At 68.8% G+C, this 21,550-nt stretch carries 1 protein-coding gene; it reads right to left on the reverse strand.

Annotation, left to right across the window (positions count from 1 at the left end):
- Positions 1–147: 147 nt before the first annotated feature.
- Positions 148–21,498 (reverse strand): SDR family NAD(P)-dependent oxidoreductase, encoded by a 21,351-nt coding sequence (locus ABZV44_RS30780; protein ID WP_354843827.1) that lies wholly within the window; start codon positions 21,496–21,498, stop codon positions 148–150.
- Positions 21,499–21,550 lie beyond the last annotated feature (52 nt).

Here is a 21,550-nt window from a genome sequence, read left to right on the forward strand (position 1 = left end):
ACTGTTTAGTCGGTTAGCTTAGCGCTCAATATCGGTCACGTCGAGTTCATGGCCGATCCGCCGACGCGTCGCCGGATCGGCAACTTTCTCGGACAAGGCGCCAGGCGAGAACGACCGGGTGAGCCTGGGCTCACCCGGTCGTCGCCTCTAACCCGCGAGCCAGCCCTCGATCACGTCCGCGGCATCCGCCGAGCCGTCCTCGAGGATCGTGAAGTGATCAGCCTGGACCGGCATGACGGAATGCGTTGCGTCCCAGGGCTGGGCCTGCCAGTCCGCACGCTCTTCCGAACTTCCCAGGAACGACCGGGCGCACTGGACGAACAAGGTCGGTGTGACAACGGGACCGGGCGCCATCTCCTGGAGCAGCCGGACATACCAGCCCATACCGGACAAGCGGGCCTGGTCGAAGCGGCCGAAGGTCGCCTCGTTGGACACCATGTGCTCGGCCATCGCCCGCAGCAGCCATTCGCCGCCGCCATCGTCCACCCGGTAGGTATCGAGCATGACCACGCCCGCGGGCGCGGGTCCGCCCACCGCCTCCAGGTGCTCGGTGAGGAGGTAGGCCAGCAGGCCGCCCGAGGAGTACCCGAGCAGCACGAACGGATCTCCTTGTGCCGCTTCGAGAACATTGCGCGCCAGGGCCTCCAAGGCCGCCGTCGGCGTCGCCGGCAGGGGTTCTCCCGTCCGGCAGCCGATCGGCGACAGCGCCACGACCTCACGGGCGGTGCGCAGGTGCGAGGCGATCCTGGCGTACTGATGCGCGCCGCCGGTGGCCAGTGGCGGTGTGAGGCAGATGATCCGCGGCAGAGCCGAACCCGCGGCGACTCGCGCCGGCACCGATAGCTGGTCCAGTTCGGACGCCGACGCGAACTGCTCGCGCAGCTCCGCCGCCAGATTCAACAGTGCGAAGCCGGTGCCGACCCGCCCGGATTCCACTGCGCCGCGGAACATTCCGTACAGCGAGTCGTCTTCGCTCACCCGCTCGCTGTCGCTTCGGGTGGCTGTGGTGAGCTCCTTCCGCAGGTATCGGGCCAGTGCCGCAGGCGTTTTGTGATCGAAGATCGCGGCTGTCGGCAGGGTCAGGCCGGTGGAGGCGTTCAGCGCGGTCCGCAACTCCATGGCGGCCAGTGAGTCGAACCCGGCCTCGAGGAAGTCGCGCTCGGGGTCGAGAGCATCGGCGCTCTCGTGCCCGAGCAGCCTGGCGGCGTTCTCGAGGATGTGGGTCCGGAGCCACTGTTCCTGCTCGGACTCCGAGAGCTGTGCCAGCTGCCTGCGCAGCGCTCCCACATCCTGTGTTCCGCTGCTGTGCCGACGCCCGGCCCGCTTGGCCAGGTCGCCGAGCAGTGCGGGCACCGCATCCCGGGCGCGCAGCGCGGCCAGGTCGATCTCGACCGGCACGTGCACCGGACGCGTCGTGGACACTGCCGCGTCGAACAATTCGAGCGCCTTGTCCGCTGCCAGCGGCGGCATGCCCTGTCGACGCATGCGCAGCCGGTCGGCCTGGCTGAGCCATTGCGACAGTCCGGTTTCGATGTCCCACAGACCGTAGGCGAGCGAGGTGGCCGGTAGGCCCTCGGCATGCCGGGAGGTGGCGAGGGCATCGAGGAAGACGTTGGCCGCCGCGTAACCACCCTGCCCGGCAGGCAGGATCGAACCTGCCACCGAGGAGATCATCACGAACGCGGACAGTCCGGCGTCGTGAGTGAGCTCGTGCAGATACCACGCCGCGTCGGCCTTGGCGCCGAGGCAGTAGTCGATCTGCTCCGGCGTCAAGGTGTGGACCAGACCGTTGTGGGCGACGCCCGCCACGTGGACGACCGCACCCAGCGGATGCTCCGCGGGTATCGAAGCGAGCAGGTCCCGCAACGCATTTCGGTCGGTGACATCGCAGGCGGCCACGCGGACCCGGGCGCCGTGAGCGCCGAGCTCGTCGATCAGATCCGCGACGGCGTCCGGTCCACGACGACCGGCCAGCAGCAGGTGCCGCACACCGTGTCCGGTCACCAGATGCTCGGCGAGGTGGCGACCGATCCCGCCGGTGCCACCGGTAATCAGCACCGTCCGTTCGGGATCCCACGGTGCCCGCGGCTCCGGTTCGGGCGATGCGGCGCGAACCAGGCGCGGCACCCGCGCCCCGTCGGCGTCGACAGCCAGTTCCGGCTCACCCGAGATCGCCGCGGCGACAAGGTGATCCGCCGCTGTCTCCGCACGCGCCTCGATGAGCACGATTCGCCCGGGGTTCTCCGCCTGCGCCGCGCGCACCAGACCCCACACCGCGGCCGCGGCCGGGTCGGTGTCGGAGTCGGTGATCACCGCCAAAGTTGTTGCGGCGTACCGCTCTTCGCTCAGGAACTGCTGGATGACGCCCAGCGTGCGGTGCAGCGCGGTACGCAGCCGGGCCGGCACGTCGTCGCCGTCGAGCGGGGGCCGGAAGAACAGGACCGACGCCGGCTCCGCCGCGCCCCATTCGGCCCACGAGACTCCCGCCGCCGAACGCAGTTCCGGACCGGGCCGCCAGGTGAGCTCGTACAGTGCGTCCTGCGAGGATCGGGCCGCCCCCGAGAGCAGTTCGACCGACAGCGGCCGCAAGGCGAGCGAACGCACCGAAAGCAATGGCGCGCCACCGGAATCGGCCATCGCCAGGGTGACTTCTCCCTGATTCAGCCAGGTCAACCGGACCCGCACCCGCCGGGCGCCGTCCGCGTGCACGCGCACCGAAGACCACGCGAACGGCACCAGGGTCGGCCGCTCGGCGTGCTCGTCCACGCCCTCGGGAAGGCCGAAGGACAGTGCGTGCATGGCCGAGTCGAGCAGCGCGGGATGCACGCCGTAGCCCTGGGTCGAGGTCTGCTCGGGGAGAGCGACTTCGGCGAAGAGATCCGCCCCGCGACGCCACAGGGCCGACAGCCCTTGGAAGGCGGGCCCGTAGTGGTACCCGTTCTCCGCGAGTTCGTCATAGGCCCCGTCCAACGGGACGGCGGTGGCACCGGCCGGTGGCCACTGCGCGAAGCCGGTCCAGCCGTCGCCGGCCTCCTGCCCCGGGCTCACCGTGCCATGCGCGTGGTGGGTCCACGAGAGCGACGGATCGTCCTCGTCCTTGCGCGAGTAGATGTCGAGCCCTCGGCGACCGGTCTCATCGCTGTCACCGACGATCACCTGGATCTGCACTCCGCCATGCCCGTGCAACACCAGCGGGGCCAGCAGTGTGAGTTCCTCGAGTTCCGGGCAGTCGACCTGGTCTCCGGCGTGCACGGCGAGCTCGACGAATCCGGTGCCGGGGAGCAGCACCGTGCCGAGCACGTCGTGATCGGCCAGCCAGGGATGGGTGGCCGTGGACAGGCGGCCGGTGAACCTGACTCCGCCGCTCTCCGGCTGTGCCACCATCGCGCCGAGCATGGGGTGCTCGGTGGACCGCAGGCCGAGCGCGTGCGCCTCGCCGGTGTGCAGTGGGCCCGTGGCCCAGAAGCGGCGGTGCTGGAAGCTGTAGGTCGGGAGGTCGGTCTTCGTGCCACCGACTCCGGCGTAGTAGCTGGTCCAATCCACCGTCGCACCGGTGACGTGCAGACGGGCGAGGCCCATCAGCAGGGTCACGGGGGTCGCGTTGTCTCGTCTGGCGAGAGCGATTGTGGTTGCGGTATCGAGGGTTTGGGCGATCATCGGGGTCAGCACCGCGTCGGGACCGACCTCGGCGAACCTGGACGCGCCGAGCTCGGCGGCCGTGGCGACCGCGTCGGCGAACCGGACGGTCTCCCGAACCTGACGCACCCAGTACGACGGATCCGACATCTCGTCGGCCACCCGCAGACCGGTCACCGTCGACACCAGCGGGACCCGGGGGCGGGCGAACGCCAAACCTCGTATCGCTGTGGCGAATTCGGCCAGCATCGGTTCCATGGACGCCGAATGGAAGGCATGCGAAACACGCAACCGATGCGTCCGCCAACCCTTGTGCGCACACCGCTCAGCGACAGCGACGACATCGTCCTCGACGCCGGAAAGCACCACCGACGCAGGGCCGTTCACCGCCGCGATCGACACCTCACCGGCCAGCAACGGCAGCAAGTCGGCCTCGGACGCACCGACCGCGACCATCGCGCCACCGGCGGGCAGCGCCTGCATCAACCGGCCACGCGCCGCGACCAGCACACACGCATCCGCCAGAGACAACACACCCGCCACATGCGCGGCAGCCACCTCACCAATCGAATGACCCGCCACCACATCCGCACGCACGCCCCACGATTCGAGCAGACGGAACAGCGCCACCTCGAACGCGAACAAACCCGCCTGCGCGAACACCGTCTGGTCGACCAGGTCGGCACCGGCCAACGCCGCATTCAACGAAACCTGCTGCCCCAGCAGCGGATCCAGCTCGGCGACAATCGCATCGAACACCTCGGCGAACACCGGGTACCCCGCACGCAGCTCGGCAGCCATACCGGCCCACTGCGCACCCTGACCCGAGAACACCACACCCGTCGAACCCGACGTCACGCGTCCGGTCACCACACCGGGGACCTGCTCACCGGCAGCCAGGGAACGGACGCCCGCGAGCAGACCATCGCGACTCTCGGCCACCACAACCGCGCGATACTCGAAAACGGCGCGCGTGGACGCCAGGGAGAAGCCGACATCCACCGGATTCAGGTCGCGATCAGCCACGTGGGACGCCAGGCGAGCAGCCTGACCGCCGAGCGCTTCACCGCTTCGTGCCGAAACCACCCAGGGCAGCAGCCCATCAGCACGGTCCGTCTTCACCGGCGCCTGATCCACCACCGGTGCCTGCTCGACGATGACGTGGGCATTCGTGCCACTGATACCGAACGAGGACACACCCGCACGACGCGGACGATCCACCTCCGGCCACGCCACCGCCTCGGTCAGCAACCGGACATGGCCTTCGCTCCAATCGACTTTGGTGCTGGGCGCATCGACGTGCAGCGTCTTGGGCAGCACGCCGTGGCGCATCGCCATCACCATCTTGATCACACCACCCACACCGGCCGCAGCCTGAGAGTGACCGATGTTGGACTTCAACGACCCCAGCCACAGCGGACGATCCGCCGCACGGTCTTGGCCGTAGGTGGCCAGAAGCGCCTGGGCTTCAATGGGATCGCCCAACGTCGTACCCGTACCGTGGGCTTCCACGACATCGACCTCGACCGGCGCGATCCCGGCGTTGGCCAGTGCTTGGCGGATCACTCGGCGCTGCGACGGACCGTTGGGAGCGGTCAGACCATTCGACGCGCCGTCCTGATTCACCGCCGAACCAGCGATCACTGCGAGCACCTGATGGCCGTTGCGCCGGGCGTCGGAGAGTCGCTCCAGCACCAGCATTCCGGCGCCCTCGGACCACCCGACACCATCGGCGGTGTCGGAGAAGGACTTACACCGACCATCCGGGGACAAGCCTCGCTGCCGGCTGAACTCCACGAAGGTCTCCGGGGTGGCCATCACCGCCACACCACCGGCCAGCGCCAGGTCGCATTCACCCGACCGCAGCGACTGCGCCGCCAGATGCATGGCCACCAGGGACGACGAGCAGGCCGTGTCGACCGAGACGGCCGGGCCCTCCAATCCCAGGGTGTAGGCGATGCGACCGGAGACGAGACTGCCGGTCGCGCTGTTCCCGCTGCCCTGGGCATAGTCGTGGTACATGACGCCGGTGAACACCCCGGTCGAGCTGCCGCGCAACACCGCCGGATCCACACCGGCGCGTTCCAGCGCCTCCCAGGTCGTTTCCAGGAGTTGGCGCTGTTGCGGATCCATCATCGTGGCTTCGTTCGGGCCGATGCCGAAGAAGTCCGCGTCGAATTCCGCTGCGGTGTGCAGGAATCCGCCTTCCCGGGTGTAGGACTTGCCCGCGCGGCCCGGTTCCGGATCGTAGAGGCCGGTGATGTCCCAGCCTCGATCGGTCGGGAGGGTCGACACCGCGTCCCCGCCCACCCGGACCAGTTCCCACAGTTCCTCGGGGGACGTGACGCCTCCGGGGTAGCGGCAGGCCATGCCGACGACGGCGATCGGGTCCGTGTCGACGGCTCTGCCGGCGGTCACCTCGACGTCGCGGCTGGTGCCGGCGAACTCGTCGGCCAGATATGTCGCCAGGGCCTGAGGTGTCGGGTAGTCGAACACCAAGGTCGCGGGCAACTGCAATCCCGTGACAGCTTTGAGAGCGTTGCGGAACTCGATAGCGGTGATCGAATCGAAGCCCAACTCGCCGAAGGCTTTGTCCGCCGCGACCGCGTTCACGTTCTGATGCCCCAGAATCGTGGCGACCTGCGCACGCACGATCTCCACGAGCACATCGAAACGTTCGCTCTCGGGAGTGTTCGCCAGCCGAGCCCGCAGCGCCGTGAAGGCGCCCGAAGCCGCCTTGCGGCGCGCCGGGATGAGGCCCGCGAAGAGCGCCGGCGCGGCAGTGCCCGCGCTGCGGATGCTCTCGAAATCGAGACGGGCGAGGACCGGGGCCGCCACGTCGATCTCGAGAACGGCATCGAACAGTGCGAGGCCCTGGTCCTCCGACAGCGGCAGCATGCCAGAACGCGAAAGGCGTTGACGGTCAACGTCACTGAGTTGTCCGGCCATGCCACCGTCCCACAGGCCCCAGGCCATCGAACTACCGGTTCCACCCGAAGCCCTGCGGTGTGCCGCCAGCGCATCCAGGCATGCGTTGGCCGCGGCGTAGTTGCCCTGACCGGGGTTGCCGAAGGCACCGGCGACCGAGCTGAACAACACGAACGCGTGCAATGGGAGTCCGGCGGTGAGTTCGTGCAGGTGCAGCGCGGCATCGACCTTGGGCCCCAGCACCGTATCCATGCGTGCCGGGGTCAGCGACGCGATCGCACCGTCATCGAGGACACCGGCCATGTGGAACACGCCCGTGAGCGGACGATCGGCGGGCACGCCCCCCAGCACCTCGGCGAGGGCGTCACGATCGGCGACATCACAGGCGGCGAACTCGACCTCGGCGCCCAGCTGCCGCAGCTCCGCCCCGAGTTCCGCGGCGCCAGGCGCGGATTCGCCGCGCCTGCTCAACAGCAGCAAGCGACGAACACCGCGGGCCGCGACCAGATGCCGGGCGAACATCCCGGCGAGCAACCCGCCCGCGCCGGTGATCAGAACGGTGTCGTCCGGATCGAAGGCGGGAGCGACGGTCGCCGTGGTGGCGGCCGCGCGGCCCAACCGCGCGATGTGCACCTGCCCGTCACGCACGGCCACCTGCGGTTCGGCCGCGGCCACGATCCCGCCGAGCAGCCCGTCGAGTGCGGAGTCGCTGTCGATCAAGACGATCCGGCCGGGGTTCTCCGCCTGCGCGGAGCGGACCAGACCGCCCACCGCGGCGCCGGCCAGGTTCGTAATGTCTTCCCCGGCAACCGAAACCGCGCCGCTGGTCCGAACCACCAGCACCGATTCGGTGAATCGCCGGTCTGCGATCCAGGACTGGAGGATCTCCAGAACGTCGTGCGTCGCCGCATGGATGGCGGCCGGATCGTTGCCCGCGGGGCACTCCAGCACGACCACCGGCGGGACCTGCTCACCGAGATCCGGCCACGCCACCGCGGTGACCTCGGCAGGACGCACCGCGATCGGCGCCCAGTCGATCTGGAACAGCCCATTGCCGGCGACGGAAGCGCCCGTGGTCAGTTGCGCGGGATCGATCGGCCGGGAGGCCAAGTGCCGCACGGTGGCCACCGCAGCACCGGTCGAGTCCGCCAGATCGATGGCAACGCCGTGCTCACCGGCACGGGTGAGCCGGACACGCAGGGCGTCGGCGCCGGCCGCGTGGACGGTGACACCGGACCATTCGAACGGCAGCGCCAGCCCGGCGCCCTCCGCCGATGTGTCCTCGGCAAAACGCAACGCGTGCAACGCCGCATCCAGCAGCGCCGGATGCAGACCGAACCGCTCCGCCTCGGCGCGGGCCGCCTCGGGCAGTTCGACCTGGGCGTAGAGCAGCCCGTCCGCGGCGCGCCACACCGACTTCAGCGCCTGGAACACCGGTCCGTAGTGGTAGCCCTGCGCATCGAGCGCGTCGTAGGCACCGTCGATGTCCACGGCGACCGCACCGACCGGCGGCCATTGCACCAGATCGACAGGCGCACTGCCGATTCCGGGGGCGAGCACACCTTCGGCGTGCAAGGTCCACGCCGGCGCCGCATCGACACCGTCCTCGGGGCGGGAGAAGATCCGCACCGCGCGACGGCCGGTCTCGTCCGGAGCACCGGCCCCCACGCGCACCGCGAGTCCCGAGGACTCCGGGAGTGCCAGCGGGACCTGGAGGGCCAGTTCCTCGAGGGTCGAGCAGCCGACCTGTTCGCCGGCGTGCAGGGCGAGTTCGACCAGACCGGTGCCGGGGAAGAGCACGGTGTCCATGACGGTGTGGTCGGCGAGCCAGGGGTGCGCCTGCACCGACAGCCGGCCGGTCAGGGTCACCGCGTCGGAATCCGGTTGGGACACCACCACCGAGGCCAGGGGGTGTCCGGTGGCGGCGAGACCCATGGCCCGGGCGTCACCGCCGGCGGCGGAGCCGTCGAGCATCCAGTAGCGGCTGCGCTGGAAAGCATAGGTGGGCAGGTCGATTCGCTCGGCTCCGGTACCGGCATAGAGGCCGGCCCAGTCGACGTGAGCGCCGGTCACGAACAGCCCGGCCACTCCAGCCAGCACGGCCGACGCGTCCGCCTGACCACGCCGCGCCAGCGCCACCACCGCGGCAGCACCGTCATCGAGGGTCTGGGCGACCATCGGGGTCAGTACCGCATCGGGCCCGACCTCGGCGAATCTGGACACACCCATACCCGCCATCGCGGTGACCGCATCGGCGAAACGCACGGTGTCCCGGACCTGACCGGCCCAGTACGACGGATCCGACATCTCGTCACCGATCCGGGCGCCGGTCACCGTCGACACCAACGGAATGCTCGGGCTAGCGAACGCCAAACCCTCGATCGCCGAAGCGAACTCGGCCAGCATCGGCTCCATCAACGCCGAATGGAAGGCATGCGAGACCCGCAACCGGTGCGTCCGCCAACCCTGCTGGGCACACTGCTCGGCAACAGCCACGACGGCAGCTTCCACGCCGGAGAGCACCACCGACGACGGGCCGTTGACCGCCGCGATCGAGACGTCACCGGCGGGCACGTCACCGGCCGCCAGCAGCGCCCGAACGTCGGTCTCGGAGGCACCGACAGCGACCATCGCCCCACCGGCCGGCAGCGCCTGCATCAACCGGCCACGCGCGGCCACCAGCACACACGCATCCGCCAGAGACAACACACCCGCCACATGCGCGGCAGCCACCTCACCAATCGAATGACCCGCCACCACATCCGCACGCACGCCCCACGATTCGAGCAGACGGAACAACGCCACCTCGAACGCGAACAAACCCGCCTGCGCAAACACCGTCTGGTCGACCAGATCAGCAACGGCCAAGGCTTCAGTCAGCGAAACCTGCTGCCCCAGCAGCGGATCCAGCTCGGCGACGATCGCGTCGAACACCTCGGCGAACACCGGGTACGCCGCACGCAGTTCGGCAGCCATACCGGCCCACTGCGCACCCTGACCCGAGAACACCACACCGGTCGAACCCGACACCACACGACCGGATACCACACCCGGAGCCGTTTCGCCGCGCCCCACCGCTCGAGTGCCGGCCCGCAGGCTGTCGTGCTCGGGGGACAACACCACGGCGCGATGGTCGAACAGCACCCTCGAAGTCACGAGCGAGAAGCCGATGTCGATCGGGTCGTGATCGTGCTCGTCCGTATGGGACGTCAGGCGGGCAGCCTGGTCGGCGAGAGCCTCGGCGGTACGTGCCGAGAGCACCCACGGCAGCACTGCACCGGCCGGGACGGTCTTGGCCGCCGGAGCCGGGGCCGCTGCCGGAGCTTGTTCGACGATGAGGTGGGCGTTGGTGCCGCTGATACCGAAGGAGGACACTCCGGCGCGACGCGGACGATCAACGTCCGGCCACGCGACGGCCTCGGTCAGCAACCGGATATGACCTTCGCTCCAATCGACTTTGGTACTGGGCTGATCCACGTGCAGCGTTCGCGGCAGCAGGCCATGGCGCATCGCCATGACCATCTTGATGACACCACCCACACCGGCCGCAGCCTGAGCGTGACCGATATTGGACTTCAATGAACCCAACCACAGCGGACGATCCGCCTCGCGGTCCTGTCCGTAGGTCGCGAGTAGCGCCTGGGCTTCGATCGGATCGCCCAAAGTCGTTCCCGTGCCATGAGCTTCGACCACATCCACGTCGGCCGAAGTCACCCGGGCATTGGCCAGCGCTTGGCGGATGACCCGCCGCTGCGAGGGACCGTTGGGTGCGGTCAGACCATTCGACGCGCCATCCTGGTTCACCGCCGAACCGGCGATCACCGCGAGAATCTGGTGACCGTTGCGCCGGGCGTCGGAGAGTCGTTCCAGCACTAGCATTCCGGCGCCTTCGGACCAGGCGACACCGTCGGCGGCGTCGGCGAAGGACTTGCATCGTCCATCCGGTGCGAGCCCGCGCTGACGACTGAACTCGAGGAACATGTCCGGGGTGGCCATCACAGCGACACCGCCGGCCAGTGCCAGATCGCACTCCCCCGACCGCAGCGACTGCGACGCTAGATGCAGCGCCACCAGCGACGACGAACACGCCGTGTCCACCGAGACGGCCGGGCCCTCCAATCCCAGCGTGTAAGCGATCCGGCCCGAGACCAGACTGCCGCCGGTGCTGGCTCCGGTCCCGGTTCCCTGGGCGTAGTCGTGGTACATCACACCGGTGAACACACCGGTCGAGCTGCCGCGCAGCACTGCCGGATCCACACCGGCGCGCTCCAGCGCCTCCCACGAGACCTCCAGCAGCAATCGCTGCTGGGGGTCCATCATCGTGGCTTCGTTGGGGCTGATCCCGAAGAATTCGGCATCGAATTCCGCTGCGGAGTAGAGGAATCCGCCCCGGCGCGTGTAGGTCCTGCCTATCTTGCCGGGCTCGGGATCGTAGATGCCGTCGATGTCCCAGCCACGATCCACCGGCAACTCACCGGTGGTGTCGGCACCCGAGACGACGAGGCTCCACAGATCCTCCGGCGACATGACGCCACCCGGATAGCGACATCCCATCGCCACCACGGCAATCGGCTCGTCGTCGGCCCGGACTCGACTGGTCGCGAGTTCTTCGACGGCTCCGGCGCCGGTGAGCTGCGAACCGATGAACTCGGCGACGACCTGCGGATTGGGGTAGTCGAAAACGAGGGTGGCCGGTAGTTGCAGACCGGTCGCGGTATTGAGTTTGTTGCGGAACTCGACCGCGCTGAGCGAGTCGAAACCGAGCTGCTGGAAAGCCTGCTGGGGTTCGACAGCTGCCATGGAGGCGTGCCCGAGAATGTCGGCGGCAGTGGACCGGACGAGTTCGAGCAGCGCGCTGTCGCGCTCGCTGTCGGAGAGACCGGCCAGCTTCCGCAGGAAGGCCTGGCCTGCCGCGCTGCGAGTGTGGCGGCGCACGGGCGTCGGGACGACCGCGCGCAGGAGCGCCGGGATCCGCTCGCCCTGGGTTCGCAGGATGGCCGGATCGACTCGCAGCGCGACCAGTTGGGCCTGGTCGGTGGCGATCGCCGAGTCGAACAGTGCCAGGCCCTCGGCCTCGGTCAGTGGCGGGTAGCCCTGCCGCCGCATCCGGTCGAAGTCGCTCTCGGACAGCTCGGCGCCGAGCGCGGTGGACCGCGCCCACAACCCATAATCGATGGATGTCGCAGGCAGTCCCAGGCCGCGACGGTGGGCCGCGAGGGCGTCCAGGAAGACATTCGCGGCGGCGTAGTTCGCTTGGCCGGCGGCCAGCACCAGGCCACCCGCCGACGACACCAGCACGAACAACTCCAGCGACCGGTCGCGGGTGAGTTCGTGCAGATGCCACGCGGCGTCGACCTTGGGCCGGAACACCTGCTCGATGCGGTCGGGCGTGATCGATTCGATCAGGCCGTTGTCGGCGGTTCCGGCCGCGTGGATCACTCCGGCCAGGGGGTGCTGGCCGGAGATGGTCTCGAGCAGGGCGGCCAGCGCGTCTCGATCGGACACGTCACACGCGGCGATGGTGACCTCGGCGCCGAGCTCGACGAGTTCGTCCCGAAGCTCGGTGGCTCCCGGCGCATCCGGGCCACGGCGACCGGTCAGAAGCAGTTGGCGCACACCGTGTTCGGTCACCAGATGGCGGGCGATCACCGCACCGAGACCACCGGTGCCGCCGGTGATCAGCACCGTGCCCGACGCTGCCGATCGAACAATCGTGCCCGAAGCGTGGCGACTCAAACGCGGCACGAGCACGCTCGTGCCGCGCAGTGCGACCTCGGGTTCCGACGCGACAGCGGCGACCGCGGTCGCGGCAGCGCGCAGTTCACCGTTGTCATCCAGATCGAGAAGCTGGAAACGACCCGGGTGCTCCGCCTGCGCCGCCCGCACCAACCCCCACACCGGGGCCTGATCCAGCCGCACCTGATCCACATCCGCGACGGTCACCGCCTGCCTGGTGAGCACCACCAAACGGGAACCGGCGAAACGAGATTCGGCCAGCCAGCGCTGAACGGTATCCAGGACACCGGTGACAACCTCCCGTGCGGCCTCCGGCTCGGGGCCGTCACCGCGGGGGCAGTCCAGCAAGACGATCTCAGGGACAACCGCATCGGGATTCGCATCCAGATCGGCGATCAACGCCGCGAGATCACGGTGGCCGGGCACCTCGTCAGCGCCCCGATCAGAACCGAGGAACGCCATCCGATCCGGTTCGACCGTCACCTCGTCCGACAACCCGGCGGCGACCCAGTCCACACCGAACAGGGCTTCCGACGCGGGGCGGCCGCCGAGCCGCTCGGCCGACACCGGCCGGGAGACCAGGGCATCCACCGACAACACCGGTTGCCCTTGCTCGTCGGCAAGCTGGACGGCAAACCTATTGTCCTGCAGCGCGATACGCACCCGCACTGCGGCAGCGCCGACTGCGTGCAGCGCGACCCGGTTCCAGGTGAAGGGCAGCACCGGCGAATCACCGCCGCCGTTGCGACGGCCGTGCACGATTCCGGCATGGAGAGCGGCGTCGAACAATGCGGGATGGATGCCGAAACCGTTGGCTTCCTGGGGATCCGGTAGCGCGACCTCGGCGAACAATTCTCCCTCGCGCTGCCATGCGGCCTGCAAACCCTGGAACAGGGGGCCGTAGCCGTATCCGAGATCGAACAGCTCGTCGTAGACGCCGTCGATATCCATCGGCTGCGCGCCGATCGGCGGCCATGCGGCGAGATCGAAATCCGCCGCCGCCTCGTCCGGCGCGAGCACACCTTCGGCGTTCAAGGTCCACGACGACGCGGAATCCACGCCGCTGTCGGGGCAGGAGAAGATCCGCACGCCGCGCCGACCCGCACCGTCCGGGGCAGCGACCACCACGCGCACCGCGACCCCGGCCGACTCCGGAAGCACCAGCGGCGCTTGCAGGACCAGCTCGTCCAGGGTCGGGCAGCCGACGTGTTCTCCGGCCTGCAGGGCGAGTTCGACCAGTCCGGTGCCGGGCAGCAGGACAGTGTCCATGACCTTGTGATCGGCCAGCCATGGCTGGGTCTGGGCCGACAAACGGCCGCTGAGCGTGACCACCTCGGAATCCGGCTGCGCGACCACGGCCGAAACCAGCGGATGCCCGCTGGCCACGAAACCCATCGACCGGGCGTCGCCGCTACCGGTGGACGTCGGGGCCATCCAATAGCGCCGACGCTGGAAAGCGTAGGTGGGCAGGTCGATTCGCCGAGCACCGGAACCGGTGTACAGAGCGGCCCAATCGACCTGGGCGCCGGTCACGAACAACGCGGCCACTCCGGCCGGCAGTGTCGGCGCATCGGCCCGATCGCGACGGGCCAACGCGACCGCGGCGGCGGCGCCGTCATCGAGGGTCTGGGCGATCATGGGGGTCAGTACCGCGTCGGGACCGACCTCGGCGAACCTGGACACGCCCGAATCAGCCATCGCCACAACGGCATCCGCGAAGCGCACCGATTCTCGGACCTGAGCCACCCAGTACGAGGGAGCACGCATCTCGTCGACGATCCGAGCGCCGGTCACGGTCGACACCAGCGGGATGCTCGGGCTGGAGAAAGCCAAACCCTCGATCGCCGAGGCGAACTCGGCCAGCATGGGCTCCATCAGGGTCGAATGGAAAGCATGCGAGACACGTAGTCGGCGAGTGCGCCAACCCTGCTCGGCGCAACGATCGGCAACAGCCACGACGTCGTCCTCGACGCCGGAAAGCACCACCGACGCAGGGCCATTCACCGCCGCGATCGACACCTCACCGGCCAGCAACGGCAACACATAGGACTCGGACGCACCAACAGCGACCATCGCCCCACCGGCGGGCAATGCCTGCATCAACCGGCCACGCGCGGCCACCAGCACACACGCATCCGCCAGAGACAACACCCCGGCCACATGCGCGGCAGCCACCTCACCGATCGAGTGACCGGCCACCACATCGGCACGCACGCCCCACGATTCGAGCAGACGGAACAACGCCACCTCGAACGCGAACAAACCCGCCTGCGCGAACACCGTCTGGTCGACCAGATCAGCAACGGCCAAGGCTTCAGTCAGCGAAACCTGCTGCCCCAGCAGCGGATCCAGCTCGGCGACGATCGCGTCGAACACCTCGGCGAACACCGGATACGCCGCACGCAACTCGGCAGCCATACCGGCCCACTGCGCACCCTGACCCGAGAACACCACACCCGTCGAACCCGACACCACGCGACCGGTCACCACACCGGGTGCCTGCACACCGTCAGCCAGCGACCGGAGTCCCGCGAGGAGACCTTCCCGGCTCTCGGCCACCACGACAGCACGATGCTCGAGCACAGTGCGCGTGGACGCCAGCGAGAAACCGATATCGATCGGATCGTGTTCGGCCACAGACGATGCCAAACGGGCAGCCTGGCCGGCGAGAGCGTCACTACCGCGCGCCGAAACCACCCACGGCAGCGCCGCCGGAACGGTCTCGACCACCGGCACCGACTCCGCCACCGGAGCTACCGGGGCCTGCTCGACGATGAGGTGCGCGTTGGTGCCGCTGATCCCGAAGGACGACACACCCGCACGACGCGGACGATCCGCCTCCGGCCACGCCACCGCCTCGGTCAGCAACCGCACATGGCCCTCGGACCAGTCGACCTTGGTGCTGGGCTGATCAGCATGCAGCGTCCGGGGTAGAACCCCGTGCTGCATCGCCATCACCATCTTGATCACACCACCGACACCCGCCGCGGCCTGGGCGTGACCGATATTGGACTTCAGCGACCCCAGCCACAATGGCCGGTCCGCCTCACGATCCTGGCCGTAGGTCGCAAGCAGCGCTTGGGCTTCGATCGGATCACCCAGCGTCGTACCGGTGCCGTGGGCTTCCACGACATCGACCTCGACCGGCGAGATCCCGGCGTTGGCCAAAGCTTGGCGGATCACTCGGCGCTGCGACGGACCGTTGGGAGCGGTCAGACCGTTCGAGGCGCCATCCTGATTCACCGCCGAACCAGCGATCACCGCGAGCACCTGATGGCCGTTGCGCCGGGCGTCGGACAGTCGCTCCAGCACCAGTACACCGGCACCTTCGGACCACCCGACACCATCGGCGGTGTCGGAGAAGGACTTACACCGACCATCCGGGGACAAGCCGCGCTGACGGCTGAACTCCACGAAGGTCTCCGGGGTGGCCATCACCGCCACACCACCGGCCAGCGCCAGGTCGCATTCACCCGACCGCAGCGACTGCGCCGCCAGATGCATGGCCACGAGCGAGGATGAACACGCCGTGTCCACGGTGACCGCGGGGCCTTCGAGGCCGAACACGTACGAGACCCGGCCCGAGACCAAGCTCCCGGTTGCGTTGTTCCCGGTACCTTGCGCGTAGTCGTGGTACATCATGCCGGTGAAGACACCGGTCGAGCTGCCGCGCAGCACCACCGGATCCACACCGGCGCGCTCCAATGCCTCCCACGAGACCTCCAGCAGCAACCGCTGCTGCGGATCCATCATCGCGGCTTCGTTGGGGCTGATACCGAAGAATTCCGCGTCGAATTCCGCTGCGGAGTACAGGAATCCGCCCTGACGGGTGTATGTCTTGCCCGCGTGACCGGGTTCGGGATCGTAGATGCCCTCGATATCCCAGCCGCGATCCGTCGGCATCTCGCCGGTGGCATCGATGCCGGAGGTGACCAGATTCCACAGGTCTTCCGGCGAGGCGACGCCGCCCGGATAGCGGCAGCTCATCGCTACCACCGCAATCGGCTCGTCGTCGACGGCCGCGCTGGCGGTCACCTCGGCCTCCCGGCCGGTGCCGGTGAATTCGTCGGCCAGATATCTCGCCAGCGCCTGCGGTGTCGGGTAGTCGAATACCAGTGTCGCGGGCAGCGATAGGCCGGTGACGGCTTTGAGGGCGTTGCGGAACTCGACAGCGGTGATCGAGTCGAAGCCCAGCTCGCCGAAGGCCTTGTCCGCCGCGATCGCGTTCGTGTTCTGATGACCGAGAATCGCCGCGACCTGACCGCGCACGATTTCCACGAGCAGACCGAAACGCTCGCTGTCGGGAGTGCCGGCCAGACGAGCACGCAATGGCGTCGCCGCGCCCGAGGCCGCTCTGCGGCGAGCCGGGATCAAGCCGGAAAACAGTGCGGGCACGGCGAATTCGGCGCCCCGCAGGCTATCCAGGTCCAGGCGGGCGAGGACCGGGGCGGTCACGTCGCTCGCGGTGGCGGCGTCGAACAGCGCCAGGCCCTGGTCCTGCGACAGCGGCAGCAGGCCCGAACGCGAAATGCGGTGCAGGTCAGCGTCGCTGAGCTGCCCGGCCATGCCCCCGTCCCACAGACCCCAGGCCAGGGACTGCCCGTGGCTGCCCGAGGTCCTGCGCAGTGCCGCGAGCGCATCCAGGCACGCATTGGCCGCGGCATAGTTGCCCTGTCCGGCATTGCCGAACGCACCGGCGACCGAGCTGAACAGCACGAACGCTTTCAGCGGCAGATCGGCGGTGAGTTCGTGCAGGTGCAGGGCGGCATCGACCTTGGGGCCCAGCACCGCATCCATCCGGGCCGGGGTCAACGAGGCGACAGCGCCGTCGTCGAGGACGCCGGCCATATGGAACACGCCGGTGAGCGGGTGTGCGGCAGGCACAGTCGCGATCGCCTGCGCGAGCGCGTCGCGATCGGCGACATCACACGCGACGAACTCGACCTCCGCGCCGAGCCGCTGTAGCTCCGCGCGCAACTCCGCGGCGCCGGGAGCGGCCTCGCCGCGTCGGCTCAGCAGCAACAGGCGACGCACGCCATGGGTGTCGACCAGGTGCCGGGCGAACAGTCCGCCGAGCAGACCACTCGCACCGGTGATGAGAACGGTGTCGTCCGGATCGAAGGGGTCGGTCGCCGAGGCGGTCGCCGCGGTGGCCCGGCTCAGTCGCGCACCGTGTATCTGCCCGGCACGCACGGCCACCTGTGGTTCCTGCGCGGTGAGAATCCCGCCCAGCAGCCCGTCGAGCACGGAGTCGGTGTCCACCAATACGATCCGGCCGGGGTTCTCCGCCTGCGCGGAGCGAACCAGGCCGCCGACGGCAGCACCGGCCAGGTTCGTAATGCCCTCCCCGGCAACCGATACCGCTCCACTGGTCCGAACCACCAGCGTCGACTCGGCGAACCGAGAATCGGCGATCCAGGACTGAACCACCGCGAGAGCTGCATGGGTCGCGGCGTGGATGACCGCGGGGTCGTTGCCCTCCGGGCAATCGAACACGACCGCGGCCGGAACCTCGTCAGCGAGATCCGCCCAGGACACCGCGCCGACTTCGGCCGCGCCGATCGAGATCGGCGCCCAGCCGATCTGGAACAGCGCAGTGCCGACCGCGGATGCGCCGCCCGTGAGCTGCGCGGGATCGATGGGCCGGGAAGCCAGCTGCCGCACCGTCGCCACCGGGGTACCGGTCGGGTCCGCCAGATCGAGGGTGACCGCGTGCTCGCCGACGCGGGTGAGCCGGACGCGCAGCGCGCCCGCTCCCGTCGCGTGCACGGCGACGCCGGACCACTCGAACGGCAAGGCCAGCCCGGCGCCCTCCGCGGGCATGCCATCGGCGAAGCGCAGGGCGTGCAGGGCGGCATCGAGCAGCGCCGGATGCACGCCGAACCGCTCGGCGTCCGGACGGGCCTGCTCCGGCAGCTCGACCTCGGCGTAGAGCACGCCGTCGGTGCCGCGCCACACCGAGGTCAGTGCCTGGAACACCGGACCGTAGTGATAGCCCTGCGCATCGAGGGAGTCGTAGACACCGTCGATTTCGACGGCGGTGGCGCCGGCGGGCAGCCACTGCGCCAAATCCGCTGGCGCGCTGTCGAATCCCGATGTGAGCACGCCTTCGGCGTTCAATGTCCACAACGGCACCGCATCGACACCGTCATCGGGGCAGGAGTAGACCCGCACTCCGCGTCGGCCTGCGGCGTCCTGGGCACCGACCACCACGCGCACCGCGACGCCTGCCGACTCCGGCAGCACCAGCGGCACCCGCAGGACCAACTCCTCGAGGGTCGAGCAGCCGGCCTGCTCCCCGGCCTGCAGGGCGAGTTCGACCAAACCGGTGCCGGGGAACAGCACGGTGTCCATCACCCGGTGATCGGCCAGCCATGGATGCGTCTGGGCCGACAGTCGGCCGGTGAGGGTGACCGCGTCGGAGTCCGGTTGCGACACCACCACCGGGAGCAGGGGATGTCCGGTGGCCGCCAGACCCATCGCCCGGGCATCGCCACCGACGGCGCCTGCGGCGATCCAGAAGCGCCGATGCTGGAATGCGTAGGTGGGCAGGTCGATTCGCTGAGCTCCGGAGTCGGCATAGAAGCCGGCCCAGTCGACGTCGGCTCCGGTCACGAACAGCCCGGCCACGCCGGACAGCACGGAGAACGAATCTGCCCGATCCCGGCGCGCCAAGGCCACCACCGTGGCGGCGTCGTCGAGCGTCTGGGCGATCATGGGGGTGAGCACGGCGTCGGGTCCGACCTCGGCGAACCGGGACACGCCCGAATTCGCCATCGCGGCAACCGCATCGGCGAACCGCACGGTGTCGCGGACCTGACCGACCCAATACGACGGATCGATCATTTCGTCGGTGATCCCGGCGCCGGTGACCGTGGACACCAACGGGACGGTGGGACGAGCGAACGCCAAACCCGCTATCGCCGTGGCGAACTCGGCCAGCATCGGTTCCATCAGGGCCGAGTGGAATGCATGCGACACCCGCAGCTTGTGTGTACGCCAACCACGCTCGGCACACGCCTCGACAACGGCGGCGACGGCGTCTTCGACACCGGAGAGCACCACCGACGCAGGACCATTCACCGCGGCGATCGACACCTCACCGGCCAGCAGTGGCAGCACATCGGCCTCGGACGCACCGACAGCGACCATCGCCCCACCGGTGGGCAAAGCCTGCATCAACCGGCCACGCGCCGCGACCAGCACACACGCATCCGCCAGAGACAACACACCCGCCACATGCGCGGCAGCCACCTCACCGATCGAATGACCCGCCACCACATCCGCACGCACGCCCCACGATTCGAGCAGACGGAACAACGCCACCTCGAACGCGAACAAACCCGCCTGCGCGAACACCGTCCGATCAACCAGATCAGCGTCCGCCAACGCCTCGCTCAACGAAACCGACTGCCCCAGCAGCGGATCCAGCTCAGTGACGATCGCGTCGAACGCCTCGGCGAACACGGGATACGCGGCGCGCAGTTCGGTAGCCATACCGGCCCACTGCGCACCCTGACCGGAGAACACCACACCGGTCGAGCCCACCACCACGCGACCGGTCACGACGCCGGGAGTGGTTTCGGTGCGGCCCAGCGCCCCGACTCCCGCCAGGAGACCATCGCGGTCCTCGGCCATCACAACTGCGCGATGCTCGAAAACAGCACGTGTGGACGCCAGCGAGAAACCGAGATCGATCGGATCATGTTCGGCCGCATGCGATGTCAGGCGAACAGCCTGACCGGCGAGAGCCTCGCCGGTGCGTGCCGAGACCACCCACGGAAGCAGACCACCGGCCGGGACGGTCTGCACCGCCGGCACCTGATCCACCACAGGCTCGGTCACCGGGGCCTGCTCCACGATGACGTGTGCGTTGGTGCCGCTGATACCGAACGAGGACACACCGGCACGACGCGGACGATCCGCCTCCGGCCACGCCACCGCCTCGGTCAACAACCGCACATGGCCCTCGGACCAATCCACCTTCGTGGAGGGCTGATCCACATGCAGAGTCTTGGGCAGCACGCCATGGCGCATCGCCATGACCATCTTGATCACACCACCGACACCCGCCGCGGCCTGGGCGTGACCGATATTGGACTTCAGCGAGCCCAACCACAATGGCCGGTCCGCGTCACGCTCCTGGCCGTAGGTCGCCATCAGCGCCTGGGCTTCGATCGGATCACCCAGCGTCGTACCGGTGCCGTGGGCTTCGACGACATCCACCTCCGCCGGGGACACCCCCGCATTGGTCAGAGCTTGGCGGATGACCCGCCGCTGCGAGGGACCGTTGGGTGCGGTCAATCCATTGGACGCGCCATCCTGGTTCACCGCCGAACCGGCGATCACCGCGAGAATCTGATGCCCGTTGCGCTGGGCGTCGGAGAGTCGCTCCAACACCAGCACACCGACGCCCTCGGACCACCCGACCCCATCGGCGGTGTCGGAGAAGGACTTACACCGACCATCCGGGGACAAACCCCGCTGCCGGCTGAACTCCACGAAGGTCTCCGGGGTGGCCATCACCGCCACACCACCGGCCAGCGCCAGATCGCACTCCCCCGACCGCAGCGAGGCCGCCGCGGAATGCATTGCCACCAATGAGGACGAGCAGGCCGTGTCCACGGTGACCGACGGCCCTTCCAGGCCGAACACATACGAGACCCGGCCGGAGGCAATGGATCCCGAATTCGCATTGGCCGGATAGTCGTGGTACATCATGCCGACCCACACGCCGGTCCGGCTGCCCTTCAGTGAGCCGGGATCGACACCGGCCCGTTCGAACGCCTCCCATGAGGTCTCCAGCAGCAGGAACTGCTGAGGATCCATGAGCGCGGCTTCATTGGGACTGATGTTGAAGAACGCGGGGTCGAATTCACCTGCGGAATGCAGGAATCCGCCCGCACGGGTATAGGTGCTGTTCGGTGTCTCCCCGGTCGCGTCGTAGAGGCGATCGATATCCCAGCCACGATTGCCGGGGAACTCCGAGGTCGCGTCCGTCCCCTCCGCGACTAGATTCCACAGCTCCTCAGGCGAACTGACCCCACCCGGATACCGGCAGGCCATACCCACAATCGCGATCGGTTCGCGAAGAGCCGCATCGAGCTTGCGATTGCGGGCACGCAACCGCTCCGTCTCCTTGAGCGAGACGCGCAATGCCTGAGCGAGCTTCTGAGTATTGTCTTCGGGCTTCGTCATTAGTGTGCTAGCTCTTCCTAAGGTCAGCGTGACGCGTCGGCGAATTGCGCCG

The sequence above is a fragment of the Nocardia sp. NPDC004860 genome, from assembly GCF_040609015.1.
GTDB lineage: Bacteria > Actinomycetota > Actinomycetes > Mycobacteriales > Mycobacteriaceae > Nocardia.

What these genes read in the sequence shown, in the direction of transcription:
- ABZV44_RS30780 (WP_354843827.1), bottom strand. Translation starts at nt 21,498, where the DNA reads ATGACGAAGCCCGAAGACAATACTCAGAAGCTCGCTCAGGCATTGCGC.